Here is a 24487-nt window from a genome sequence, read left to right as displayed (position 1 = left end):
AACTGATCACCCGTGCTCTTCCTCTACACCGTGCTGCTGGTCTGTTGCGCGATACTGCTCGCCGCGGGCGTCGTCGAGCAGCGGCGGCACTTCACCAACCTGGACCACATCCCCACCCGCGTCCTGGTCAACGGCATCCGCGGCAAGTCCTCCATCACCCGGCTGTGCGCGGGCGCCCTGCGCGGCGGCGGACTGGTCACCGTCGCCAAGACCACCGGCACCGCCGCCCGGTTCATCCATCCGGACGCCACCGAGGAGCCGGTCTACCGCAAGTTCGGCATCGCCAACGTGGTCGAGCAGATCGGCATCGTGCGGCGCGCCGCCGCGTACCAGCCGGACGCGCTGGTCATCGAGTGCATGGCCGTCATGCCGGCCCTGCAGGAGATCAACCAGTCCAAGCTGATCCGCTCCACCATCGGCGTGCTGTGCAACGTCCGTGAGGACCACCTCGCCGAGATGGGCCCCACCCTGGACGACGTGGCCCGCTCGCTGTCCCGCTCGATGCCCGAGGACGGCATCTGCGTCACCGCCGAGAAGGACCGCTTCCCCATCCTCCAGGAGGAGGCGGACGCCCGGAACTGCAAGCTGATCTACGCCGACCCGGAGACGGTGACCGACGAGGAGCTGCGCGGCTTCAGCTGGTTCACCTTCAAGGAGAACGTGGCCATCGCCCTCACCGTCGCCGAACTCCTCGGCGTGGACCGGGAGACGGCCCTGAAGGGCATGTACGACGCCCCGCCGGACCCCGGTGTCCTCTCCGTCGAGCGCTATCTGACGCACGAGGGCAAGAAGCTGCGCTTCGCCAACGTGTTCGCCGCCAACGACCCCGAGTCGACGCTGATGAACATCAACCAGCTGCTCGACCTCGGCGCCATCCACCGCCCGCTCAACGTGGTCATCAACTGCCGCCCCGACCGCGTCGAACGCAACGGTCAGATGGGCGAGATCATCCCCGACCTCGACCCCGAGCGCGTCTTCGTCATCGGCCACCCGGCCAAGTCCGCCATCGACGCCATCCCGGCCGAGTTCCGCTCGCGCGCCGTCGACCTCGGCGGCGACAAGCGCGACCCCGAGGAGTTCATGGGCCGGATGCTGGACATGCTCGGCCCGGACTCGTCGATGGTCGCGATCGGCAACATCCACGGCCAGGGCGAGATCCTGCTGGAGCACCTCGCCGAACTGCCGCCGGACGAGAGCGCCGACGAACCGGTGGCCGCCACGGCCCCGGCCGGCCGGACCGAGCCGGCACCCGCCGCGTTCGACTCCTCGGAGACCATGCAGCTGTACGCGCCCCGCATCGACCCGTACCAGCACTATCCGGAGGCGTACGAGGCGCGCTACGCGCCCCAGCAACAGCAGCAGCCGTACGGGTACGACACCTGGACCGAACCGCGGCCGGAGCACGGCGGCCCGCCCGTCCCCGCCCTGCCGCAGGCGCCCGCCGACAGCGGCCGGGCGGCCGAACAGGCCCCGTCCCGCGGGCTGTTCGAGCCCAGCCGCCCGCCCCAGCCTTCCGCCGACGACAGCCAGCAGTGGCACAGCCCAGGAGAACAGCGTTGATCCCCTCCGTCCTCACCCCCGAGATCGCCGCGATCGGCATCGGCCTGGGCCTGATGTTCTCGCTCATGTGCTACCTGACGACCAACCTGTCGCCGGGCGGCATGATCACTCCGGGCTGGCTCGCGCTCACGCTCATCGAGGACCTCCAGCGCGCCGCGCTCGTCGTCGGCGTGACCGTGCTGACGTACCTCGCCACGCTGCTCATGCAGAAGTTCGTGATCCTGTACGGCAAGCGGCTCTTCGCGGCCGTGGTGCTCAGCGGTGTGCTGATCCAGGCCACCGTGATCATCGTGCTGCAGATGGAGTTCCCGCTGCTGTACGCCAACCAGACGCTCGGCTTCATCGTCCCGGGCCTGGTCGGCTACCAGCTGGTGCGCCAGCCCAAGGGCGCGACCCTGCTGTCCGTGGGCACGGTCACCCTCGCCACCTATGTGGTGCTGACAGCCGGCATCCTCCTGGGCGCCATGCCGTCCGCCTGAACCGCCCCTACCCGACGCATTCCTGGAGCCCCCACCATGCCGAAGCGCAAAGGCCGCCCCGTCGTCCACACGGTGACGGTCCTGGCGCTGCTCGCGGGCAGCGCCTACTTCACCTACGCACTGCGCCAGGACGAGAAGGCGAAGCTCCCGGCCGCCCAGACCATCACCGAGAACCTGCACGGCTCGGGCGGGGCGACCGGCAAGCAGACCTGGGAACGGCTGAACAACCCGGCGCGCTCGGTGCTGCGCGACGGCAAGGGCGCGGTCATCGCCACCTTCACGGACGGCGCCCGCACCGCCACCCTCAAGGGCCCGACCCGCACCTTCAGCGAACCCGCCAACACCACCACCAAGGTGGTCACCGACGACTGGGTCCGCCTGATGCCGGAGACCTGGACCAAGGGTTCCGAGAAGCAGCAGTGGTTCAAGGACTGGTTCAAGCAGTACTACGGCAGCGAGGAGGACGACGTCTTCGCGTTCGCCTTCCAGTACATCGTGGGCGCGCCGGCCAAGAAGGACGACCAGGGCATCCAGTACGCGGGGCACGCCACCTACGGCCCCCTGAAGGCCGACGGCGTCGACCGCTACGAACAGACCGATTTCTACGACTACCTGGGCATCCCGTACACCTTCCGGGACGGCGTCACCAAGTATCCGCAGCAGGACCGCCTGCGCGCCGTGGACTGCTCCGGCTATCTGCGCCTGGTCTACGGCTACCGGGCCCGCTACCCGCTGATGTCGGACAACGACCACGGCGACGGGCTGCCGCGCACCGCCGACGGCATGGCCCGCGGCAAGGAGGGCGTGGACATCATCAAGATCCAGGGCCCGAGCCCCTGGTACGTGCGGCCGCAGAACATCGACGTCCTCCAGCCCGGGGACCTGCTGTTCTTCAAGATGGACCACCGCACCGGCAACCACATGGACCACTCGGCGATCTACCTCGGCCCGGACACCGAGGGCCACAAGGTCTTCATCTCCAGCCGCAAGGAGCAGAACGGCCCCACGATCGGCGACCAGGGCGGTGTCTCACGCCTCGACGGAAACGGTTTCTACGCCAAGCTGTTCCGCAGCGCGAAGCGGCTGTGACCAGGGGCGGCGAGGGCGCAGGTGCGGCCCGCGGCTGGAGTGAACCGGTGAACGGCGACTGGCTTCTGCGCGGCCGCGACGGCCGGCTCAGTGTCCACCAGCTGTCGGGCGACGCCGTGCTGTGCCGGGCGGAGCGCGAGCCCGGCGGCCCCTGGACCGCCCCGCGCACCGTAGGCGGCGACCAGAAGCTGCACCCCGTCCTCGCGATCGGTCAGGGCGACGACGGCTACGCCCACCTGGTCTCCTGGCGGCCCACCGGCATGGGTGAGTCGGGACTCGTCCACTCCACCCACTTCCGCCCGCGCCTCGCGGCCCTGGACTGGCAGCCGCTCGGCCACCCGCTGAAGAAGGGCGACCGCACGGGCACGCCCGCGGTCGCCGTCGACGCCCAGGGCCGCGCCCATGTCTTCGTGCCCGACGGGCGGGGCGGGGTGCGGCTGCTCGCGCAGAAGGAGAAGGGCGGCTGGGAGGCCTGGCGGGACCTGAAGGGCAGCGGGGTACAAGACGGGCCGGCGGCGGTCACGGGGGAGTCCGGCCGTGTCAAGCTGTACGCGGCCGCGTCCGACGGGATCCTCCACTGGCGCCAGGAGGAGCCGGGTGCCGAGCCGGTCCTGACGCAGACCCTGCGCACCCCGGTCCGCCCGGGCACCCTCCACGCCCTCGCCACCTCGCCCGGCAGCACGACCCTCTACTACACCGACACGGGCGGCGACCTGTGCGCCTGGCGCCCCGGCGGCGAACCGGCCGTCCTCCTGCCCAGTGCCGGTTCCGGCCCGGTCTCGGCGGTCCGCTGCGAGCTCGACGGCCACGACTGCACCCTGCTCGCCCAGCGCGCGGCGAGCGGCCGCGTCGCCTTCGCCGCCTACCCCGCCGAAGTGGAGTCGGCGGGCGCCTGGTGGACCGAGTCGGGCCCGCGGCTGCCGGTGGACGCACGGGTCTGCCTGGCCACGGACCAGGACGACCGGGTCGTGGCGGCAACGTTGTCCCCGTCCACCGGCGTGCTCCTGCTGACCCGCCGCAAGGCCGAGCCGGGCCTTGCCCTGGAGGCGTGGCGACAGGTCTGAGTACGGCATGATGGCCGGCGTGGACACCGAGACCCTCATCGACGCCTGGCGGCGTCTCCTCGCCGGATCCGGAAAACCATGGGTGCTGTTCGAGCACGGCACGTGCGTGGTGCTGGAGGAGGCCGGCGGAGGGCTCGCCGACCGCGCCACCGAGATCCTGCGCGCGTACGGCCCCGTGCACGTGGGCGGTCCGGCGGGCGACTTCCGTGTGCTCGAACTGAAGAACGGCGAGGGCTGGCTGGTGACGGGCCATCACCCGGACGTCGTCACCTTCGTCCCGCTGGACGACTCCGCCGATCCCTCACACCTGGCCGTCGGCATCCTGGGACGCTCCCGGCGCGACCGGGACGGCACGGAGCTGCACGTCGTCCACGTCGAGGACGACCGCCCGGCCGAGGCCTGAGCACGCCGAGGCCTGAACACGCCGATGCCCGGCACACCCCAATGTGCCGGGCATCGTACGACCGTACGCGGTGCCTTACGCCGGGACGCTCGCCACGCCCGGGGCCAGGAACTTCTTGCCGTTCACGCGCTCGGAGACGCCCTCACGGTCCAGGTACGGCGTGATGCCGCCCAGGTGGAAGGGCCAGCCGGCGCCGGTGATGAGGCAGAGGTCGATGTCCTGGGCCTCGGCGACGACGCCCTCGTCCAGCATCAGACCGATCTCCTGCGCCACCGCGTCCAGGACACGGGCGCGGACCTGCTCCTCCGTCAGCACGACATCACCCTGCTTCAGCAGCGCGGCGACCTCCGGGTCCAGCTCCGGCTTGCCGCTGTCGTAGACGTAGAAGCCACGCTTGCCCGCCTCCACGACCGCCTTGAGGTTCGGGGAGACCTTGAAGCGGTCCGGGAAGGCCCCGTGCAGGGTCTCCGAGACGTGCAGGCCGATCGCCGGGCCGACCAGCTCCAGCAGCACCAGCGGGGACATCGGCAGACCGAGCGGCTCGACGGCCTTCTCGGCGACCTCGACCGGGGTGCCCTCGTCGATGACGTTCTGGATCTCGCCCATGAAGCGGGTCAGGATGCGGTTCACGACGAACGCCGGGGCGTCCTTCACGAGCACCGCGGTCTTCTTCAGCTTCTTGGCGACGGCGAACGCGGTCGCGAGGGAGGCGTCGTCGGTCTTCTCACCGCGGACGATCTCCAGCAGCGGCAGCACCGCGACCGGGTTGAAGAAGTGGAAGCCGACGACCCGCTCGGGGTGCTTCAGCTTCGACGCCATCTCCGACACCGACAGCGAGGAGGTGTTGGTCGCGAGGATCGCGTGCGCCGGGGCGACCGCCTCGACCTCCGCGAACACCTGCTGCTTGACGCCGATCTCCTCGAAGACCGCTTCGATGACGAAGTCGGCGTCCGAGAAGCCCTCCGCCTTGTCCAGGACACCGGTCACCAGCGCCTTGAGGCGGTTGGCCTTGTCCTGGTTGATGCGGCCCTTGCCGAGCAGCTTGTCGATCTCGGCGTGGACGTAGCCCACACCCTTGTCGACGCGCTCCTGGTCGATGTCGGTCAGCACGACCGGCACCTCCAGGCGGCGCAGGAAGAGCAGCGCGAGCTGCGAGGCCATCAGACCGGCGCCGACGACACCGACCTTGGTGACCGGGCGGGCCAGGCTCTTGTCCGGGGCGCCGGCGGGACGCTTGCCGCGCTTCTGGACGAGGTTGAACGCGTAGATACCGGCGCGCAGTTCGCCACCCATGATCAGGTCGGCGAGGGCCTGGTCCTCGGCGTCGTAGCCCTGCTGCAGGTCGCCGTTCTTGGCGGCCGCGATGATGTCGAGGGCGCGGTAGGCGGCCGGGGCCGCGCCGTGCACCTTGGAGTCCGCGATGAAGCGGCCCTTGGCGACCGCCTGGTCCCAGGCCTCGCCACGGTCGATCACCGGGCGCTCGACCTCGATGTCGCCCTTGAGGACCTGCGCGGTCCAGATCAGCGACTGCTCCAGGAAGTCCGCGCCCTCGAAGAGCGCGTCGGCGATGCCCAGCTCGAAGACCTGCTTGCCCTTGAGCTGCTTGTTCTGGTTCAGCGAGTTCTCGATGACGACCGAGACGGCCTTGTCGGCGCCGATCAGGTTCGGCAGCAGGGTGCAGCCGCCCCAGCCGGGAACCAGGCCGAGGAAGACCTCGGGCAGCGAGAACGCCGGGATCGCCTTGGAGACGGTCCGGTAGGTGCAGTGCAGACCGACCTCGACGCCACCGCCCATCGCCGCGCCGTTGTAGTAGGCGAAGGTCGGCACGGCCAGCTGGGACAGGCGCTTGAAGACGTCGTGGCCGCCCTTGCCGATGGCCAGCGCGTGCTCGTGCTCCTTGAGGATCTCCACGCCCTTGAGGTCGGCGCCGACCGCGAAGATGAACGGCTTGCCGGTGATGCCGACGCCGACGATCTCGCCGTCCGCCGCCTCCTTCTCGACCTGGTCGATGGCGGCGTTCAGGTTCGCCAGCGAGCCGGGGCCGAAGGTGGTCGGCTTGGTGTGGTCGAAGCCGTTGTCCAGCGTGATCAGCGCGAAGCGGCCCGCGCCGGACGGCAGGTCGAAGTGGCGTACGTGCGCACTGGTGACGACCTCGTCCGGGAACAGTTCGGAGGCCTGCTTCAGAAGCTCGGCGGTGGTGCTCACTTGTCCCCCTCGAAGTGCGGGTTCTCCCAGATGACCGTCGCGCCCATGCCGAAGCCGACGCACATGGTGGTCAGGCCGTAGCGGACGTGCGGCTGCTCCTCGAACTGGCGGGCCAGCTGGGTCATCAGGCGGACGCCGGAGGAGGCCAGCGGGTGACCGAAGGCGATGGCGCCGCCGTACTGGTTGACGCGCTCGTCGTCGTCCGCGATGCCGTAGTGGTCGAGGAAGGCCAGGACCTGGACGGCGAAGGCCTCGTTGATCTCGAACAGGCCGATGTCGGAGATGGACAGACCCGCCTTGGCGAGCGCCTTCTCGGTCGCCGGGATCGGGCCGTAACCCATGACCTCCGGCTCCACGCCCGCGAAGGCGTAGGAGACGAGGCGCATCTTGACCGGCAGGCCGTTCTCGCGGGCGAAGTCCTCGGAAGCGATGATCGAGGCGGTGGCGCCGTCGTTCAGACCGGCCGCGTTGCCGGCGGTGACCCGGCCGTGCACACGGAACGGGGTCTTCAGGCCGGACAGGTTCTCCAGGGTGGTGCCCGGGCGCATCGGCTCGTCGGCGGTGACCAGGCCCCAGCCCGTCTCCCCGGCCTCCGCGTTGGTGCGGCGCACCGAGATCGGCACCAGGTCCTGCTGGATCTTGCCGTTGGCGTACGCCTTGGCGGCCTTCTCCTGCGAGCGCACCGCGTATTCGTCGGCACGCAGCTTGGTGATCTGCGGGTAGCGGTCGTGCAGGTTCTCCGCGGTCATGCCCATGAACAGGGCCGACTCGTCGACCAGCTTCTCGGAGACGAACCGCGGGTTCGGGTCCACGCCCTCGCCCATCGGGTGGCGGCCCATGTGCTCCACGCCACCGGCGATGACGGCGTCGTAGGCGCCGAACGCGATCGAACCGGCGGTGGTCGTCACGGCGGTCAGGGCGCCGGCGCACATGCGGTCGATCGAGTAGCCGGGCACGGACTGCGGCAGACCCGCGAGGATGCCGGCCGTACGGCCCAGGGTCAGACCCTGGTCACCGATCTGCGTGGTCGCGGCGATGGCGACCTCGTCGATCTTCTTCGGGTCCAGGCCGGGGTTGCGGCGCAGCAGCTCCCGGATCGCCTTCACGACAAGGTCGTCGGCGCGGGTCTCGTGGTAGATGCCCTTCGGGCCCGCCTTGCCGAACGGGGTGCGGACGCCGTCGACGAAGACGACGTCCCTGACGGTACGAGGCACGATGGCTCTCCTCCTGTGCGGGATGGCACTGCTGCGTTGCGCTGAGCGCGCGCTCAGGCCCCATGCTACTTATGAGTAACGTAGCTGCACAGTCCTGCCCGGTGGAGCGGTGAACGTCACACCGTGGGTGGAGCCGTCGTACCGGATCGGCCTGGCGGCGATCCCGGCTGCCGGAAGGTGCCGGATCTTGGCGCGATCTCGACCTCCCTGGCTCAGTCCCCCGTCGCCGACAGCGCACTCACCAGTACCGGCGTCACCAGTTCCACCTGCCACGCGCGCGCGCCGTACCCCGCGAGGGCACGCTCCACGGACCCGGTGTCCACGACCTTCGGCGGCTCCCAGCAGATGCGCCGCACGGTGTCCGGCGACACCACGTTCTCCTGGGGCATGTTGAGCCGCTCGGCAAGCGCGGTGACCCCCGCCCGCGCCGCGGACAGCCGCGCCGCGGCGGCGGGATCCTTGTCGGCCCAGGCCCGCGGCGGCGGGGGACCCGTCACCGGCTGACCCGGCTGCGGCAGCGCGGCCTCCGGCAGGGCCTTGGCCCGGTCGACCGCCGCCTGCCACTGCTCCAGCTGACGCCGCCCCATCCGGTGCCCGAACCCGTTCAGCGCCGCGAGCGCGTGGACGCCTGCCGGAAGAGCGAGCGCCGCCTCCACGATGGCGGCGTCACTGAGCACCTTGCCCGGCGACACGTCCCGCTTCTGCGCGATCCGGTCCCGCATCTCCCACAGCTCCCGTACGACACCGAGCTGCCGGCGCCTGCGCACCTTGTGCATCCCGGACGTACGACGCCACGGGTCCTTCCTCGGCTCGGCCGGTGGCGCGGTGGCGATGGCGTCGAACTCCTGCAGGGCCCACTCCAGCTTGCCCTGCCGGTCCAGCTCCTTCTCCAGGGCGTCGCGCAGGTCGACGAGGAGTTCCACGTCGAGCGCGGCGTACCGGAGCCACGGCTCGGGCAGCGGCCGGGTCGACCAGTCGACGGCGGAGTGGCCCTTCTCCAGGACGAAGCCGAGCACGTTCTCGACCATGGCGCCGAGTCCGACGCGGGGGAACCCGGCGAGCCGGCCGGCCAGCTCGGTGTCGAACAGCCGGGTCGGCACCATACCTATTTCGCGCAGGCAGGGCAGGTCCTGCGTGGCGGCGTGCAGCACCCATTCGACGCCGGACAGGGCCTCGCCGAGCTTGGACAGGTCGGGGCAGGCCACGGGGTCGATCAGCGCGGTTCCGGCGCCCTCCCGGCGCAGCTGCACCAGGTAGGCGCGCTGGCCGTAGCGGTAGCCGGAGGCGCGCTCGGCGTCGACGGCGACCGGGCCGGAGCCCGCGGCGAAGGCGGCGACAACCTCGGCGAGCGTGCCGGCGTCGGCGACGACGGGCGGAATGCCCTCGCGGGGTTCGAGCAGCGGTGTCGGCGCCCCCATCACAGAAGATCCGGCGTCGTCCGGAGGGGTGCCTCCGCAGATGCGCCGGGTGCTGTCTGCTGCGGTGTCTTGGGCGTCGGTCACCTGTCAAGGGTATCCGTGTGTCGACGGCGCCCGTCGACGGAACGTTCCGTCGACGGGCGCCGGAGGGTCGTAAACCAGTCAGGTCGGTGAAAGCTGCGGTTCACGCGAGTGAACCGTTCGCCGGCCGGCTCAGTGGATGATCCCCGTGCGCAGGGCCACGGCCACCATGCCGGCCCGGTCGCCCGTGCCCAGCTTGCGCGCGATGCGGGCGAGGTGGCTCTTGACGGTCAGGGCGGACAGGCCCATGGAGACGCCGATCGCCTTGTTCGACTGGCCCTCCGCGACCAGCCGCAGCACCTCCACCTCGCGGCCGGACAGCTCGCGGTAGCCGCCCGGGTGGCTCGGGGCACCCGGGGGGCGGCGGTGCATCCGGGCGGCGCCGAGGGGAGCGGCGCCGGGCCGGGTGGGCAGGCCGAGGTTGGTGCGGGTGCCGGTGACGACGTACCCCTTGACCCCGCCGGCCAGGGCGTTGCGCACCGCGCCGATGTCGTCGGCGGCGGACAGCGCCAGCCCGTTGGGCCAGCCCGCGGCGCGGGTCTCGGACAGCAGGGTCAGGCCCGAGCCGTCGGGCAGGTGGACGTCGGCGACGCAGATGTCGCGCGGGTTGCCGATGCGGGGACGAGCCTCCGCGATGGACGAGGCCTCGATGACATCGCGCACTCCGAGGGCCCACAGATGGCGGGTGACGGTGGAACGGACGCGCGGGTCGGCCACGACCACCATGGCGGTCGGCTTGTTCGGGCGGTAGGCGACCAGGCTTGCGGGCTGCTCGAGGAGAACGGACACCAGGCCTCCTGGGTGGGGGGACGGGGCCGGCTTTGGGGAGGAAGCCGGGACGAACCGTGCTTTCAAGGTCACAGTCGTCTTCGGCAGCAAACTCGTCCGCCTTTAGAGAATGATCACGATCTAGTGAGTAACAATCTGTGCAATTCGGACACGCGATCGATCATCCGAAGATCGAATCGGTTCGAGCGGATGCCATTCGGGGTCGGAAAGTGGCCGTATCGACAAAGAGATGGTCAATAAGGCGCCCATGCGGATGAAACCGCCGGTACGACCGCTTCGGTCACCGTGACTGCGGGCCCCTGCGCTGCGGCAGCGTCACCACCGAGGCATCGCCCGGACCGGCCGGCGGCAGCCCGGCGACCTGGGCCAGCAGATCGCACCAGGAGGCCAGGTGGGACGCCGTGTCCGGCACTCCGCCGAGACCCTCGCGGGGCGTCCAGGACGCCCGGATCTCGATCTGCGAGGCCGCCGGCCGCTCGGCCAGCCCGCCGAAGTAGTGCGAGCTCGCGCGCGTGATCGTCCCGCTCGGCTCGCCGTAGCCGAGCCCGCGCGCCTGCAGCGCCCCGGTCAGCCACGACCAGCACACCTCGGGCAGCAGCGGATCGGTGGCCATCTCCGCCTCCAGCTCCGCGCGCACCAGCGTCACCAGCCGGAAGGTCCCCTGCCAGGCGTCGTGGCCCGCCGGGTCGTGCAGCAGCACCAGTCGTCCGTCGGCCAGCTCCTGCTCGCCGTCGACCACCACGGCCTCCAGCGCGTACGCGTACGGAGCGAGCCGCTGCGGGGCCGGCGTGGGCTCCACCTCGACCTGCGGCCGCAGCCGGCTGCTGCGCAGGGCGTCGACCGCGGCCCGGAACGCCGGCGGGCCCGGATCACCGGAGTGCCGGTCCGCCTCCTCGGTGTCCTTCACGTCGTCCATTCCGTCAGCGCTGTCCGACATTCGTCCGTGAGCCGCAGCCATGCCGGGAAGAGTAAGGGGAAGCGCGGCTTTGTGCAGGGCAAGACACAGCAGGTGGACGCGGGCAGTCGCGCCGTGCGGAGGCGCCCGAGGGCTTGCCCGGACCGCGCCGGCACCGCGGCCCGGCGGCCCCGCCCCGCGGCGACCGTGACACCGGGCGAGAGCCGATCCCGTGGCATGCGAAACTGGGCCCGTGACCGCCAACACCAGCATGCAGCCGACAGCGACGTACGACAGCGCCTTCCTCAAGGCGTGCAGGCGCGAACCCGTGCCGCACACCCCGGTGTGGTTCATGCGCCAGGCCGGCCGCTCCCTGCCCGAGTACCTCAAGGTGCGCGAGGGCATCCCGATGCTGGAGTCCTGCACGCGGCCCGAGCTGGTCACCGAGATCACGCTGCAGCCGGTGCGCCGGCACCACGTGGACGCGGCGATCTACTACAGCGACATCGTCGTCCCGCTGAAGGCGATCGGCCTCGGCCTCGACATCAAGCCGGGCGTCGGCCCGGTCGTCGACGACCCCATCCGCACCCGCGCCGACCTGGCCCGGCTGCGCGACCTCACCCCCGAGGACGTCCCCTACGTCACCGAGGCGATCGGCCTGCTGACCAAGGAGCTGGGCAGCACCCCGCTGATCGGTTTCGCGGGCGCGCCTTTCACCCTCGCGAGCTACCTGGTCGAGGGCGGTCCCTCGCGCACGTTCGAGAACGCCAAGGCGATGATGTACGGCGACCCCGAGCTGTGGGCCGACCTGCTGGACCGCCTCGCCGACCTCACGGCCGCCTTCCTGAAGGTGCAGATCGAGGCCGGCGCGAGCGCGGTCCAGCTGTTCGACTCCTGGGTCGGCGCCCTCGCCCCGGCGGACTACCGGCGCTCGGTCATGCCCGCCTCCGCGAAGGTCTTCGAGGCCGTCTCCGGCTACGGCGTCCCGCGCATCCACTTCGGTGTCGGCTCCGGTGAACTGCTGAAGCTCATGGGCGAGGCCGGCGCGGACGTCGTCGGTGTCGACTGGCGCGTCCCGCTGGACGAGGCGCAGCGCCGCGTCGGCCCCGGCAAGGCGCTCCAGGGCAACCTCGACCCGACGGTCCTGTTCACCGACAAGGACACCGTCGAGGCCCGGACCCGCGAGGTGCTGGACGCGGCCGCCGGCCTGGAGGGCCATGTCTTCAACCTCGGCCACGGCGTCATGCCGAACACCGACCCGGACGCGCTGACCCGGCTCGCGGACTACGTCCACACCGCCACCGCACGCTGACTCACCACGTGTAACGGGGCCGCGCCCGCCTGCCGAACAGCAGGCCGCGCGGCTCCGGCGGGGGCGGCGTGCCGGGCTTGAGCGGCCAGGCGAGCAGCATGCCGGCCAGGAAGCCGACCACGTGCGCCGCGTACGCCACGGTGCCCGCGCCGGTGACCGCGTGCCCGGACGAGTACACCGCCTGCAGCGCGAACCAGAGGCCCAGCACCAGCCAGGCGGGCAGCCGGAGCGGCAGGAAGACCAGGAACGGCACGAGGACCCACACCCGCGCCCTCGGCCACAGCACGATGTAGGCGCCGAGCACCCCCGCGATCGCGCCGGACGCGCCGATCAGCGGGTCGCCCGAGGTGTCGTTGAGCAGCGCGAAACCGTATCCGGCCGCGTAACCGCAGACGACGTAGAAGAGGAGGAAGCGGATGTGGCCCATCCGGTCCTCGACGTTGTTGCCGAAGATCAGCAGGAAGAGCATGTTGCCGAGCAGGTGCAGCCAGCTGCCGTGCAGGAACATCGCCGTGAGGACCGACAGCGGCGGCGACTTGTCGTAGCTCGGCGGCGCCACCACGCAGCCCGGGCCGCGCGGGCCCACACCGACGCCGCCCGTCGGGACCAGCCCCGGCATCTGATGGTGGATCAGCTCCCTGGGCACCGCCGCGTAGTGGTCCATGAAGGCCTGCAGATGGCACAGCTGCGCCAGGTCGCTGCCGCCGGCCACGGAACCTGCTGTGCCGGGCATGCCGACGAACACCAGGACGTTCGCGGCGATGAGGGCGTACGTCACCCAGGGGGTGCGGCGCACCGGGTTCACGTCATGGACGGGTATGACCACACAGAAGTAGTGCCCGGGATGCGCCGGGCGAATCGGTGAACGGCGCCGGGCGGGTCTGCGTATCTGTTCTCAACCGACGTGAGGACAGGCGATGAGTGAACGAATGACTCCTCCGATGCACGCTCTGCCCGACGGCGAGGCGGAGATCTCTCTGACCGTACGCCTCCCCTGGGAGGACGTCGCACGCCTCGGCCAGGAAGCGGGGCGGCTCGCCTCGCAGATGCAGCGGCCCGTGACGCTGGACGAAGCGGTGAGCTACCGGCTGCGGTCCACCCGTCCGACGGCGACACACGCGAAACCCGCCGGGGAGCAACCACCGGCCGCGGTCTCCGCTCTGCCACGCATCAGCGGAACGGCCTAGGAAACGCGTACCTTCGCCGTCGCCTTTCTCGCCGCCACCAGGACCGGGTCCCACACCGGTGAGAAAGGCGGGGCGTAGCCCAGGTCCAGGGCCGTCATCTGTTCCACCGTCATCCGCGCGGTCAGCGCCACCGCGGCGATGTCGACCCGCTTGGCCGCGCCCTCCCTGCCGACGATCTGGACGCCGAGCAGCCGGCCCGTACGGCGTTCGGCGAGCATCTTGACCGTCATCGGGGAGGCGCCGGGGTAGTAGCCGGCGCGGCTGGTGGACTCGATGGTGACCGTCTCGTACCGCAGGCCCACCCGGTCGGCGTCCTTCTCGCGCAGACCGGTGCGGGCGATCTCCAGGTCGCACACCTTGCTGACCGCCGTGCCGACCACACCCGGGAACGTGGCGTAACCGCCGCCGGCGTTGGTGCCGATGACCTGGCCGTGCTTGTTGGCGTGAGTGCCCAGCGGGACGTACTGGTCCTGGCCGGAGACCAGGTTCAGCACCTCCACACAGTCGCCGCCCGCCCAGATGTTCCCGTGGCCGCGCACCCGCATCGCGAGGTCGGTGAGCAGGCCGCCATGGGCGCCGAGGGGGAGCCCCGCGGCCTCGGCGAGAGCGGTCTCGGGGCGGACCCCGATGCCGAGGACCACCACGTCCGCCGGGTACTCGGCGTCCTCCGTGGCCACCGCGCAGGCCCGGCCGTCGTCTCCGGTGAGGATCTTGGTGACCTCGGCGTCGTTGACCATGGTGATGCCGAGGCCCTCCATGGCCCGGTGCACCAGGCGGCCCATGTCCGGGTCGAGCGTCGACATCGGCTCCCTGCCGCGGTTGACGACCGTCACCTCGAAACCGCGGTTGATCAGCGCCTCCGCCATCTCCACGCCGATGTAGCCGGCGCCGACGACCACCGCACGGCGGCCACGCGTGCGTGCCAGCGTGTCCAGCAGGGCCTGGCCGTCGTCCAGGGTCTGCACGCCGTGCACCCCGGGGGCGTCCGCGCCGGGCAGGTCGGGGCGGACCGGGCGGGCGCCGGTCGCGATGACGAGCCGGTCGTACGACGTCCAGGACTCGGCACCGGAATCGACGTCACGCGCGCGTACCCGCTGTCCGGCCACGTCGATCTCCGTGACCTCGGTGCGCAGCCGCAGATCGATCCCGCGCGCCCGGTGCTCCTCGGGGGCACGGGCGATCAGGGCGTCGCGTTCGGGGACGTCGCCGCCCACCCAGTACGGGATGCCGCACGCCGAGAAGGAGGTGAAGTGGCCGCGTTCGAAGGCCACGATCTCCAGCTCTCCGGGCCCCTTCAGCCGGCGTGCCTGTGACGCCGCGGACATGCCCGCGGCGTCACCGCCGATCACGACCAGTCGTTCCGTCCCGCCCCGTACGTCGCCCATGCTCATGGGAACACGCTACGGGGCGTGGGCATTTCAGTCCCTCTCCGGCCGCTCCTCGGAGGGTTCCGGCGCCGGGCGGGCCGACGGCAGCGGGCCCAGCGTGGTCATCGCGGGCGCGGGCTCCGCCCGGCGCGGCAGCCGCGGCCGTACGACCCGCAGCCACAGCAACGTCACCAGGGCCGCGCACGCCAGGAACGGCAGGGCGGCGCCGAGCGCAAGGACGATCCAGCGCAGGATGGTCACGAACACGTGCCAGCCGCCCGACAGGGCGTCGACGACGCCGGGGGAGTGGTCACCGGCCGCCTTCCTCACCGGCGTCTCGGACAGCGACAGCGTGATGGTGGCGAAGCTCGTGCGGTCCTTCAGGGACGCCTGCTGGGCCAGCAGCGACTCCAGGTCGGCCTGACGGGTGCTCAACTCGCCTTCCAGCGCGACGACATCGCTCAGCCTGGTCGCCCGGTCCATCAGTGCGCGGATCCGGTCCACGCTGGCTCGTTGCGACTTGACCCGGCTGTCCACGTCGACGACCTGGTCGGTGACGTCCTCGGCCTTGGCCGTGCGGTCGATCAGCCTGCCCGTGCCCTGGAGCCCGGCCAGCACGGTGTCGTACCGCGCGCTCGGCACGCGCAGCACCACCTGGGTGTGCTCATGGCCGTCGGCGTCCCGGCCCGTGCTCTCCCTGCCGACGTAACCGCCCGCGTCCTCCGCGGTGGTCCGGGCCTGGTCCAGGGCCTTGGGGACGTCCTTCACCTGGAGGGTGAGGGACGCCGTGCGGATGATCGCGCTCTGGGCGAGCCGGGGAGTCTTCGGAGCCGGCTTCGTGCTGTCGGCCGTGCCCGGTCCGGCGGCCGCGTCGGCGCCCTTCGCCGCGCCCTTCGCCGAGGCGCCGCTGCCGGAGTCACCGGCACTGCTGCACCCGGCGAGGGCGAGGGATACGGCGAGCAGGATCCCCGCCAGGGCCCGGACCGGGCGTGCGGGTCGTGCGGAACGTGATGTGCGCATGGGCGGTACCCCCGTGGCCGACAGCGATGACGCTCCTTCGACGCCGGGGGGCGCCGAAACGTTGGTGCCGTGCGGTTCCGGAGCGGTCACGGTCCGGACTCGGCGCGGACAACGGGCCGCCGGCGCGGTGGCCCCGGGCCCCGGCGGGAGTGTCAGGGGGGTCTGAGAGAGTGGGGGACATGAACGCAACGGGTACGTGTACCGGGCATGTCGTCGTCATCGGAGCCGGTGTCGCCGGGCTGGCCGCCGCCCACCGGCTGCTCGGGCGCGGCACCCGCGTGACCGTGCTGGAGGCCGCGGACCGGGTCGGCGGCAAGCTGCTGCCCGGCGAGATCGCGGGCGTGCGGGTCGACCTGGGCGCCGAGTCGATGCTCGCCCGCCGCCCCGAGGCCGTGGCTCTCGCCCGCGAGGTGGGCCTGGCCGAGCGGCTCCAGCCACCGGCCACCGCGACCGCCTCGATCTGGACCCGCGGCGCCCTGCGCCCCATGCCCAAGGGCCATGTGATGGGCGTCCCCGGCACCGCCGCCGCGCTCTCCGGCGTGCTCTCCGACGAGGGTGTGGCCCGTATCGAGCGCGACGCCGACCTGCCGCGCACCGAGATCGGCGACGATGTGGCCGTGGGGGAGTTCGTGGCCGCGCGCCTCGGCCGCGAGGTGGTCGACCGACTGGTCGAGCCCCTGCTCGGCGGCGTGTACGCGGGCGACGCCTACCGCATCTCGATGCGCTCGGCCGTCCCCCAGCTCTTCCAGGCCGCCCGCACCCACACCTCCCTCACGGAGGGAGTCCGCGAGATCCAGGCCAGGGCGGCCGCGAACCAGCAGACCGGCCCGGTCTTCATGGGCATCGAGGGCGGCGTCGGCACCCTGCCGCTCGCGGTCGCCGGCACCGTCCGGGCACGCGGCGGCGAGATCCTGACCGGCACGCCGGTCACCGAGCTGCGCCGCGAGGCCTCCGGCGGCTGGCGGATCACCGCCGGGGACCGCGTGTTGAGCGCCGATGCGGTGATCGTCGCCGTACCCGCCCCGGCCGCCGCACGGCTGCTGCGCGCCGAGTCCCCGGAGGCCGCCGCCGAGCTGGCCGCCGTCGAGTACGCCTCGATGGCGCTGGTCACCCTCGCCTACCGCCGCGCGGACGCGCGTCTCCCCGAGGGCAGCGGCTTCCTGGTCCCGCCCGTCGACGGCCGCACCATCAAGGCGTCCACGTTCGCCTCGCACAAGTGGGGCTGGATCGCCGAGGAGGACCCGGACGTGGTCGTGCTGCGCACCTCCGTGGGCCGCCACGGTGAGACGGAGATCCTCCAGCGGGACGACGCCGCCCTGGTCGAGATCTCCCGGCGCGACCTGCGGGAGGCCACCGGTCTGGACGCCGTGCCCCTGCAGACCCGGGTCACCCGCTGGACCGACGGCCTGCCGCAGTACCCGGTCGGGCATCAGGCGCGCGTGGCCCGCATCCGCGAGCATGTCGCCAAGCTGCCGGGCCTCGCGGTGTGCGGCGCGCAGTACGACGGCGTCGGCATCCCGGCGTGCATCGCGAGCGCGTACGCGGCCGTCGACCAGCTCGGCGGCGACCTGAGCGCAGTCCGGGAGCTCACGGCCAACCCGGTGCAGAGCCTCCACGGCGGAGCGGGAGAATAGGGACCATGAGTGACGACGCCCCCACCACCGAGTCCGGCAGGATCCCGAACAAGGGCAAGCTGGCCAAGGACCTCAACGAGGTCATCCGCTACACCCTCTGGTCGGTCTTCAAGCTCAAGGACGTGCTGCCGGAGGACCGCGCGGGTTACGCCGACGAGGTCCAGGAACTGTTCGACCAGCTCGCCGCCAAGGACGTGACGATCCGCGGCACCTACGACGTCTCCGGTCTGCGCGCCGACGCCGACCTGATGATCTGGTGGCACGCCGAGACCAGCGACCAGCTGCAGGAGGCGTACAACCTCTTCCGCCGTACGAAGCTCGGCCGCGCGCTGGAGCCGGTCTGGTCGAACATGGCGCTGCACCGCCCGGCCGAGTTCAACCGCTCGCACATCCCGGCCTTCCTCGCCGACGAGACGCCCCGCAACTACGTCAGCGTCTACCCGTTCGTGCGCTCCTACGACTGGTACCTGCTGCCCGACGAGGACCGCCGCCGCATGCTCGCCGACCACGGCAAGATGGCCCGCGGCTACCCGGACGTGCGCGCCAACACGGTCGCCTCGTTCTCCCTCGGCGACTACGAGTGGATCCTGGCCTTCGAGGCCGACGAGCTCCACCGCATCGTCGACCTCATGCGCCACCTGCGCGGCTCCGAGGCCCGCCGGCACGTCCGCGAGGAGATCCCGTTCTTCACGGGCCGCCGCAAGGACATCGGGGACCTGGTGGCAGGCCTGGCCTGACCAGTTCCCTGAGGGGCAGCGCCCCGAAAGGGGCGCGGGGAACTGCGCGATCAGCCACAACGGACCCGCAGCCCCCCGACGGGGCAACGCGGCACCCCATTAGGGGCACTCAGCGCCGGCCACTCTTCAGAGAGCCTCGCTTGGTCTCTTTCCCCGGCCCGACCGCCGGAGGCAACCGGTGCGGCGCGCACGAAGCGCGCCGCCCGGAAACCCGGCCCTCCAGCAGATACGCCTCGAGGTGCCCGTTGACGCACACGTTGGGCCCGCCCCCGATCCCGTGCGTCCCCGCGTCCCGCTCGGTCACCAGGGCCGAGCCCGCCAGCCGCCGGTTCATCTCCAGCGCGCCCGGGTACGGCGTCGCCGCGTCCCGCTCGGCCGCCAGGATCAGCACCGTCGGCAGTTCGCCCTGCCCCGTGCGCACGTCCAGCGGCTGCTGCCGGGGAGCCCGCCAGTACGCGCAGGGCAGGTTCATCCACGCGTTGTCCCAGGTCTCGAACGGTGCCAGCCGGGCAAGCCGGGTGTTGTCCCGGTCCCAGACCTTCCAGTCCGTCGGCCAGGGCGCGTCGTTGCACTCCACGGCCGTGTAGACCGCGTTGAGGTTCTCGTCCTCCGCGGCCTCCGCCGCGTCCGGTGCGGCCAGCCGGACCAGTTGCTTCGGATCGCCGTGCAGATAGGCCGACAGAGCCGCGGCCCGGCTCGGCCAGTAGGTGTCGCTGTACCCGGCCTGCAGGAACGCGCTCTGCAGCTGGCCCGGACCGACCTTCTCGCCGGCCGCCTTCCCGGCCAGCCGCTCCCGGGCGGTGTCGTAGCTGCGCTGCACCTTCTCGGGGGTGTCACCGAGCTTGTACACGTCGTTGTGGCGGGCGATCCAGTCCCGGAAGTCCGCCCAGCGCTCCTCGAACGCCGCCGACTGGTCGAGGTTGTTCCGGTACCAGATCTTCTCCGGGGCGGGGTCCACCGCCGAGTCCAGCACCATGCGCCGTACGTGCGAGGGGAACATCGTCGCGTACAGCGCGCCGAAGTAGGTGCCGTACGACGCCCCCATGAAGGTCAGCCGGTCCTCGCCCAGCGCGGCCCGCAGCACGTCCAGGTCCCGGGCGTTGTTCAGCGAGGTGTAGAAGCGCAGCCTGCTCCCGGCGCGCCGGGAGCAGCCGCGGGCGTACGCCTTCGCCTGGGCGATGCGCTGCCGCTTGTACCCCTCCGAGGGGTGCGCCGGCGACGCGGTGGGCCCCTTGACGAAGCGCTGCGGGTCCTCGCAGGACAGCGGCGCGGAGCGGCCCACGCCGCGCGGGGAGTAGCCGACCAGGTCGTAGGCGGAGGCGATCCGCTGCCACTGCGGGAGCGCGCCGAGCAGCGGGAACAGCATGCTGGAGGCGCCCGGGCCGCCCGGGTTGTAGACGAGGGCGCCCTGCCGGGGGACCTTCCGCTTGCTGTTGCGGGGGTCCTTCTGCGTCGCCGGCATCCGGCTGACGGTCAGTTTGATCTGCGTGCCGTCCGGGTGGGCGTAGTCGAGGGGGACGGTCACCGTGCCGCACCGCAGCCCCCTCGGCGCCTTCGGCACGTCGGCGGTCGCACACGCACCGAAGTCGATGCCGGCCGCCCGGGCGCGGGACACGGCCACCTCGGTGCCGCGCAGCTCGGCTGTGCCGGGGACGGCGGGCGCCCCGGCCGCACCGCCCGCCGGGGCGAAGGCCAGAGTGGTCAGGAGCAAGGATCCGGCGGCCGAGTACAGGGCGGCAGCTCTCATCGCGTATCCCTTCGGTGCGGCGGCGAGGGCACGGCGGCCACGCCCCGGCGACAACAGAAGGGATATTTCGTTTGGCGGTCGGTGAAGGCAAGCACCATCCGGCCGGTGTCGCCGCCAATGCCCCCTATGCGCCCCTCGCCGCCCCCGTAGGGGACGTCGCGGGCGCCCTCATTCCCGCCAGGGCTGGTCGCGGTGGGTGAAGGCGGCGCGCAGCTGCGGCTCGCCGATCGCGCGGACCCCGCGTACGGCGACCGAGGTCAGGAACGACCGCTCGTCACCGGCGGGCCTGCGCACCAGCGCGCCCAGCAGCCGCTGCCCGGCCGGCGAGGCCCAGCGCGAGTACGGATGCACCTCGAACCGGGCGATGGCCAGGCAGCTCAGCGACAGGGCGAGGGGCAGCGCGAACCAGAGCCCGACCAGGAGCCGGGGCGTGCCGGTCTGGATGGGCAGCAGCAGCGCGCTCACCCCGAGCGCCGCCACGGCCGCCGCGGCGGCGCGCACCTGGCGGACCGCGGCGCCCACGGTCGCGCCGGCGCCGTCGGGGACGGCGAGACCGGCACGCACCAGCCGGTCGGCGAGCCGCCGTACCGCCTCGGCGCCGGCCGCCCGGGCCCGCGCGGGGGCGATGCGCGACTGCCCCTGGGGACCTATGGCCCCTATGACGGACCGCTCCATCTCGTCGCGGCCCTCGGGGTCCACCACCGTGGCCCAGCCGGTGTGCGCGAGCAGCAGGCGCCGCTGGCGGGCCATGGAGACCATCGTCACATCGGCGACCCGGGCCGGGCCGCCGGAGAGGAAGGCCGCCTCGTACAGCGTCAGATCGTGCTCCCGGTCCGCCGTCGCGGCATCCGCGTCCAGGGCTGCCGCGCGGACGGCCGCCAGGCACAGCCGGGTGCACGCCGTACCGGCGAAAGCCCAGGCCAGGAGCAGGAGAAGGACCCAGAACATGACGTGTTTCTATGCCAGAGTCCTGGGTGAACGCCATGCCCTGTTCACCATATGGACACAGTGTTAGAGGTCTGTGACGTTCCGTTTCCCCGCCCAGGTCAGGGTGTCAGGACCCGCTCGTCACCGGCGGCGGGCTGGTGGTGGCGGGCGGCATGGAGTACGACTCGGCCGGCGAGGGGGTGACCGGCACGGCCGCGCCGGGGTCGACCGCGGGCGGGGTCGGTACGGGGGTGGGGGAGGCGGCCAGGTCTCGCGCGAGCGCGGCGAAGTCGACGTATCCCGTCGCCTCCAGCACCCTGATGTGGTCCAGGACGGTCGCGTTCGCGTCGTCGGCGAGGTCGCGTACCAGGGAGTTCTGGGTGCCGGCCCGGACCTCGGCGACCAGGGCGAACACCCGGCCGTGGGCCAGCCGGACGAGGCCCGCGAACTGCCGGTCGAAGTCCTGTCCCTGCGCGGTCCTCAGGGTGTCGAGCCACTGCCGCTGCTGTGCGTTCGGCTCGTTCGGCAGGGGTACGCCGAGCTGGGCGGCGACGGTGCGCACATGGGCGTCCAGCGAGGTGTGCCCGTCGACCAGGTGCTGGCCCGCCGTGCGGACGGCCGCCGTGGTGCCCTTCCGCTCCGCCAGCTCGCCGGCCGGCAGCTCCCAGAGCCCGGCCAGCCGCACCTTGGTGATGAAGTCCCGGTCCTGCGCGGACAGGGGGCCGTAGGGGGTCGTCACGGTCTCGGCGCTCAGGACGGTCGCACCGGACGCCGGGCTCGGGCGGTCGGCGTAGAACCAGAGCGGGCAGAGCAGCGCCGCCGCGGTCGCCGCGAGGGCCGCGATGACGAGGCCCGTGCCGCTGAATATGCCTCGGCCCTTGATCGGGGGTCGGGGTCGCATGACGCCTCCTGTAGCGCACCGCACGCGAGTGTGCAGGGGGGTGGGGTGCGGGCGGCATATTACTCGGCTCCGTTCGGGATTTCGGCTGGCTACGCATGGGCGTGACGGGGCTACGGAGCGTCGGTGGCCGTGGGTACGCCGGGGCTGGTCGCGCCCACGGGGCGGAGCCGCGTATCGACACGGCCCCGCAGCCCTGACCGGGCGCTCGGCGCCGTCGTCGTCGACGGGCAGCCGGTTCACCCCGAGTGCCGCGAGAACACCCTGCGCGCAGTACGAGCCAATCGCCTTGCGGACCTGGGGGCCGGACCCGCGCGGTCCAGCCACCACTCCTGGAGCTGTCGGCGGGCAGCCGGGTCCTCGGGTTGTCCCGACCGCAGCAGGTATCCGGCGAAGTCCAGCGCGTCCCGTCGGTAGCCCCCGCTCATCGGCCGTACCCGCGCGTACTCCAGGAACGCCGTCCGGTACCCGTCGCCGAGGATGGCCGGCAGCTCGGGTGCGACCTTCGCCACTACGTCCGCCCGCTTGGCGGCGAGCGCCCGTGCCTGCACGGCCAGCCGCACCCGGTCGAACCCCTCGGGCACCGGCGTACCGGCCACCAGCGAGGACAGTACGGCGGCCTGGGCGACCGCGAGCCGCTCCCGCGTGCGGACCGCGGGCCGCGCCAGGACGGCGACACCGCCGCCCGCCGAGCCACCGGGGGCACCGGGTGCCGCACTCTCGTCGGCCCGCGCACGCCCAGCCGCCACCGCGTCCCGGATCATCGTCAACTCCCGCTCCAGCTCGGCCGGTTCGGGAAAGTTCTCGTCCCGTTCCAGAAGGACGCCGGGCGGTGCGGTGCGGGCGGCGAGGCCGGTCAGGATGTCGAGGACCGGGCGTGGCACGGGGTGGGCGTGGCTGTCGTGCCAGACGCCGTCCCGCTCGAAGCCGCCCGCGACATGGACGTAGGCGATCGCCTCCACGGGCAGCGCGGCCAGCGCCTCGGCCGGGTCCTCGCCCCGGTTGACGTGGTTGGTGTGCAGGTTGGCCACGTCGATCAGCAGCCGGACGCCGGTGCGCTCGACCAGCTCGGACAGGAATTCCCCCTCGGTCAGCTCCTCGCCCGGCCAGGAGAACAGCGCGGCGATGTTCTCGAGGGCCAGCGGCACGGGAAGGGCGTCCTGGGCGATGCGGACGTTCTCGCAGAGCACGTCCAGGGCGTCCCTGGTGCGCGGCACCGGCAGCAGGTGCCCGGCCTCCAGCCGCGGGGAGGCGGTGAGCGGGCCGCCCGCGCGGACGAACGCGATGTGCTCGGTGACCAGCGGGGAACCGAGGGCCTCGGCGCGCTCCGCCAGCGCCGCCAGCCGGGCCTCGTCGGGGCGGTCGGCGCCGCCGAGGCCGAGCGAGACGCCGTGCGGGATCACGGTCACGCCGCGCTCGCGCAGCCGCAGCAGCGACGCGGGAAGGTGGCCGGGGCAGACGTTCTCCGCCACGACCTCCACCCAGTCGATGCCCGGCATGCGCTCCACGGCGTCCGCGATCTCCGGCCGCCAGCCGATGCCCGTGCCCAGTCGTCGCATGGCCCCTCCCCTCGTGCGAATGACGGAGGTATCGCCCACGCGCTGGGCCCCGAATCCCCGCTCTGTCGTGTTCAGAGCAATATTTGAGCTTCGGCCAGGTGCCCGCACCCGGGGCCACGGCCCCGCAGCTCCTGGGCCCTGTCGTCTAGCGCAGCGCCGGGTGGTCGGCGACGACCGTGCAGCTGCCCGGTGCGATCTCCGTGAAACCGGCGTCGCGGACGACCGGCAGCCCGCTGCCGGTCAGCCGGGCCCAGTCGGCGGGGTCGGCCGTACGGACGGCCAGGGCGTAGCCCGCGTCCCGCCAGGCGCCGCGCTCCGTGTCGGACAGCGCCCACCAGGCCAGCTGGGCACCGTGCCCCGCCTGCGCCATGGCCTTCCCGGCCGACATCTCCAGCCCGGGGTTCAGCCACAGCACCGGCTGGGCCGGCCCGGCGGGGACGGGCGGCTCGGGGTCGTCCAGCTCGGTGCCGGACACCTGGAGCTTGGCCAGGTCCTTGGGCCAGCCGTCGAGCGGAACCGGCGGGAACACCCGTACCTCCACGGACTTGCCGGTCACCGTGATCCCCGGCAGCGCCTCGGCCCGCCGCCACTCGGCGCCCCTGGCCCGCCGGACGACCTTGCGGATCCGCGCGTCCTCCCAGCTCCGCACCGCCTCGGCCCACGCGCCGTCCCCGTGCGCCCGTTCGTCCCCCAGCAGCACCAGCACCGCCCGCGCGGCCGTCTCCAGCGCGTCGGTGCGGGCGGGCGGCGCGCTCTTCTCGATCCGCACGACGAGGGGCAGCACGAACTGGGGTGCCGCGTCGCGCGGGTTGCGCTCGGCCTGGAAGGGCTGGAAGGGACTGTCTCCGGGGGACGTCAGACTCTGGCTCACACGAGCCAACCTTAAGGGGGTGGGCAGTGTC

The 24487-nt window shown here is 72.3% G+C and carries 22 protein-coding genes; 9 read left to right on the top strand and 13 right to left on the bottom strand.

Going from position 1 to position 24487, the window contains the following annotated elements; all coding sequences use genetic code 11:
• Positions 1 to 12 precede the first annotated feature (12 nt).
• Genes pgsB through FB563_RS03930 form a run of 5 tightly spaced genes read left to right on the top strand, consistent with a single transcriptional unit; the run spans position 13 to position 4595 of the window.
• Positions 13 to 1560 (top strand): poly-gamma-glutamate synthase PgsB, encoded by a 1548-nt coding sequence (gene pgsB / locus FB563_RS03950; RefSeq protein ID WP_142218465.1) that lies wholly within the window; start codon positions 13 to 15, stop codon positions 1558 to 1560.
• Positions 1557 to 2039, top strand: a complete 483-nt coding sequence (locus tag FB563_RS03945; RefSeq protein ID WP_055706323.1) for a poly-gamma-glutamate biosynthesis protein PgsC/CapC — start codon at positions 1557 to 1559, stop codon at positions 2037 to 2039. Before pgsB ends, FB563_RS03945 begins: the two co-directional genes overlap by 4 nt.
• Positions 2040 to 2075: 36 nt before the next feature.
• Positions 2076 to 3128: an NlpC/P60 family protein gene (locus FB563_RS03940; RefSeq protein WP_055706322.1), complete on the top strand. Its 1053-nt coding sequence runs from the start codon at positions 2076 to 2078 to the stop codon at positions 3126 to 3128.
• 47 nt (positions 3129 to 3175) lie between these two features.
• Positions 3176 to 4192: a DUF8189 domain-containing protein gene (locus FB563_RS03935; protein WP_055706321.1), complete on the top strand. Its 1017-nt coding sequence runs from the start codon at positions 3176 to 3178 to the stop codon at positions 4190 to 4192.
• A gap of 10 nt (positions 4193 to 4202) precedes the next feature.
• Positions 4203 to 4595, top strand: a complete 393-nt coding sequence (locus FB563_RS03930; RefSeq protein WP_055706325.1) for a hypothetical protein — start codon at positions 4203 to 4205, stop codon at positions 4593 to 4595.
• 75 nt (positions 4596 to 4670) lie between these two features.
• Here the strand turns inward: FB563_RS03930 and FB563_RS03925 are convergent, their stop codons facing one another.
• The 5 genes from FB563_RS03925 to FB563_RS03905 all read right to left on the bottom strand — a co-directional run bounded on the left by FB563_RS03925 (position 4671) and on the right by FB563_RS03905 (position 11260).
• On the bottom strand, positions 4671 to 6800 hold the full coding sequence (locus tag FB563_RS03925) for a 3-hydroxyacyl-CoA dehydrogenase NAD-binding domain-containing protein (RefSeq protein WP_055706320.1): 2130 nt from the start codon (positions 6798 to 6800) through the stop codon (positions 4671 to 4673).
• On the bottom strand, positions 6797 to 8014 hold the full coding sequence (locus tag FB563_RS03920) for a thiolase family protein (RefSeq protein ID WP_055706319.1): 1218 nt from the start codon (positions 8012 to 8014) through the stop codon (positions 6797 to 6799). Before FB563_RS03920 ends, FB563_RS03925 begins: the two co-directional genes overlap by 4 nt.
• Positions 8015 to 8226: 212 nt before the next feature.
• Positions 8227 to 9516: a ribonuclease D gene (locus tag FB563_RS03915; RefSeq protein WP_079048781.1), complete on the bottom strand. Its 1290-nt coding sequence runs from the start codon at positions 9514 to 9516 to the stop codon at positions 8227 to 8229.
• 129 nt (positions 9517 to 9645) lie between these two features.
• Complete coding sequence (locus FB563_RS03910) at positions 9646 to 10302, bottom strand: response regulator transcription factor (protein ID WP_055709811.1); 657 nt, start codon at positions 10300 to 10302, stop codon at positions 9646 to 9648.
• Positions 10303 to 10582: 280 nt separating this feature from the next.
• On the bottom strand, positions 10583 to 11260 hold the full coding sequence (locus tag FB563_RS03905; protein WP_079049085.1) for a DUF3000 domain-containing protein: 678 nt from the start codon (positions 11258 to 11260) through the stop codon (positions 10583 to 10585).
• A 208-nt stretch (positions 11261 to 11468) separates the two neighbouring features.
• On the opposite strand from FB563_RS03905, the gene hemE reads away from it, so the two are divergent.
• Positions 11469 to 12509 (top strand): uroporphyrinogen decarboxylase, encoded by a 1041-nt coding sequence (gene hemE, locus FB563_RS03900; protein WP_411573226.1) that lies wholly within the window; start codon positions 11469 to 11471, stop codon positions 12507 to 12509.
• A 1-nt stretch (position 12510) separates the two neighbouring features.
• Here the strand turns inward: hemE and FB563_RS03895 are convergent, their stop codons facing one another.
• A complete protein-coding gene (locus FB563_RS03895) occupies positions 12511 to 13335 on the bottom strand; it encodes a rhomboid family intramembrane serine protease (RefSeq protein WP_055709809.1) in 825 nt (274 codons plus the stop codon).
• 91 nt (positions 13336 to 13426) lie between these two features.
• Here FB563_RS03895 and FB563_RS03890 point away from each other — a divergent pair, with 91 nt between their 5' ends.
• Complete coding sequence (locus FB563_RS03890; protein WP_079049084.1) at positions 13427 to 13696, top strand: hypothetical protein; 270 nt, start codon at positions 13427 to 13429, stop codon at positions 13694 to 13696.
• Here the strand turns inward: FB563_RS03890 and FB563_RS03885 are convergent.
• Entirely contained in the window at positions 13693 to 15081 is a 1389-nt protein-coding gene (locus FB563_RS03885) for an FAD-dependent oxidoreductase (RefSeq protein ID WP_199833009.1), read from the bottom strand. The genes FB563_RS03890 and FB563_RS03885 overlap by 4 nt on opposite strands.
• 33 nt (positions 15082 to 15114) lie before the next feature.
• Positions 15115 to 16083, bottom strand: coding sequence for a DUF4349 domain-containing protein (locus tag FB563_RS03880; protein ID WP_055709806.1), 969 nt, complete (start codon positions 16081 to 16083; stop codon positions 15115 to 15117).
• A 179-nt stretch (positions 16084 to 16262) separates the two neighbouring features.
• On the opposite strand from FB563_RS03880, the gene hemG reads away from it, so the two are divergent.
• Together hemG and hemQ are read left to right on the top strand one after the other, a co-directional pair.
• Complete coding sequence (hemG, locus tag FB563_RS03875; RefSeq protein WP_055709805.1) at positions 16263 to 17717, top strand: protoporphyrinogen oxidase; 1455 nt, start codon at positions 16263 to 16265, stop codon at positions 17715 to 17717.
• A 5-nt stretch (positions 17718 to 17722) separates the two neighbouring features.
• The gene (hemQ, locus tag FB563_RS03870) at positions 17723 to 18454 is read left to right on the top strand and encodes a hydrogen peroxide-dependent heme synthase (RefSeq protein ID WP_055709804.1); all 732 of its coding nucleotides are present in this window, start codon (positions 17723 to 17725) and stop codon (positions 18452 to 18454) included.
• A gap of 109 nt (positions 18455 to 18563) precedes the next feature.
• Here the strand turns inward: hemQ and FB563_RS03865 are convergent, their stop codons facing one another.
• From FB563_RS03865 to FB563_RS03845, 5 genes are all read right to left on the bottom strand, one after another.
• Positions 18564 to 20201, bottom strand: a complete 1638-nt coding sequence (locus FB563_RS03865; RefSeq protein WP_142218464.1) for an alpha/beta hydrolase — start codon at positions 20199 to 20201, stop codon at positions 18564 to 18566.
• 168 nt (positions 20202 to 20369) lie between these two features.
• Positions 20370 to 21149, bottom strand: coding sequence for a TIGR04222 domain-containing membrane protein (locus FB563_RS03860; protein WP_055709747.1), 780 nt, complete (start codon positions 21147 to 21149; stop codon positions 20370 to 20372).
• A gap of 106 nt (positions 21150 to 21255) precedes the next feature.
• Positions 21256 to 22029 carry a DUF4142 domain-containing protein gene (locus FB563_RS03855; RefSeq protein ID WP_142218463.1) on the bottom strand — a complete coding sequence of 258 codons (774 nt, stop codon included), beginning with the start codon at positions 22027 to 22029 and terminating at the stop codon, positions 21256 to 21258.
• A gap of 236 nt (positions 22030 to 22265) precedes the next feature.
• Entirely contained in the window at positions 22266 to 23585 is a 1320-nt protein-coding gene (locus FB563_RS03850; protein WP_055707007.1) for an MbnB/TglH/ChrH family RiPP precursor modification enzyme, read from the bottom strand.
• A gap of 145 nt (positions 23586 to 23730) precedes the next feature.
• Positions 23731 to 24456: an aminoacyl-tRNA hydrolase gene (locus FB563_RS03845; RefSeq protein WP_411573192.1), complete on the bottom strand. Its 726-nt coding sequence runs from the start codon at positions 24454 to 24456 to the stop codon at positions 23731 to 23733.
• Between the last annotated feature and the right edge of the window lie 31 nt (positions 24457 to 24487).

The organism is Streptomyces puniciscabiei, from assembly GCF_006715785.1.
Lineage (GTDB): Bacteria > Actinomycetota > Actinomycetes > Streptomycetales > Streptomycetaceae > Streptomyces > Streptomyces puniciscabiei.
Note: the sequence above shows the minus strand (reverse complement) of the source record. Positions and strands in the feature narration are given on the sequence as shown.

Coding starts and splice junctions, on each gene's coding strand:
- FB563_RS03940 (WP_055706322.1), top strand. CDS start 2,076: ATGCCGAAGCGCAAAGGCCGCCCCGTCGTCCACACGGTGACGGTCCTG.
- FB563_RS03930 (WP_055706325.1), top strand. CDS start 4,203: ATGGCCGGCGTGGACACCGAGACCCTCATCGACGCCTGGCGGCGTCTC.
- FB563_RS03905 (WP_079049085.1), bottom strand. CDS start 11,260: ATGGCTGCGGCTCACGGACGAATGTCGGACAGCGCTGACGGAATGGAC.
- hemE (WP_411573226.1), top strand. CDS start 11,469: ATGCAGCCGACAGCGACGTACGACAGCGCCTTCCTCAAGGCGTGCAGG.
- FB563_RS03890 (WP_079049084.1), top strand. CDS start 13,427: ATGAGTGAACGAATGACTCCTCCGATGCACGCTCTGCCCGACGGCGAG.
- FB563_RS03885 (WP_199833009.1), bottom strand. CDS start 15,081: ATGGGCGACGTACGGGGCGGGACGGAACGACTGGTCGTGATCGGCGGT.
- FB563_RS03880 (WP_055709806.1), bottom strand. CDS start 16,083: ATGCGCACATCACGTTCCGCACGACCCGCACGCCCGGTCCGGGCCCTG.
- hemG (WP_055709805.1), top strand. CDS start 16,263: ATGAACGCAACGGGTACGTGTACCGGGCATGTCGTCGTCATCGGAGCC.
- hemQ (WP_055709804.1), top strand. CDS start 17,723: ATGAGTGACGACGCCCCCACCACCGAGTCCGGCAGGATCCCGAACAAG.
- FB563_RS03865 (WP_142218464.1), bottom strand. CDS start 20,201: ATGAGAGCTGCCGCCCTGTACTCGGCCGCCGGATCCTTGCTCCTGACC.
- FB563_RS03860 (WP_055709747.1), bottom strand. CDS start 21,149: ATGTTCTGGGTCCTTCTCCTGCTCCTGGCCTGGGCTTTCGCCGGTACG.
- FB563_RS03855 (WP_142218463.1), bottom strand. CDS start 22,029: ATGCGACCCCGACCCCCGATCAAGGGCCGAGGCATATTCAGCGGCACG.
- FB563_RS03850 (WP_055707007.1), bottom strand. CDS start 23,585: ATGCGACGACTGGGCACGGGCATCGGCTGGCGGCCGGAGATCGCGGAC.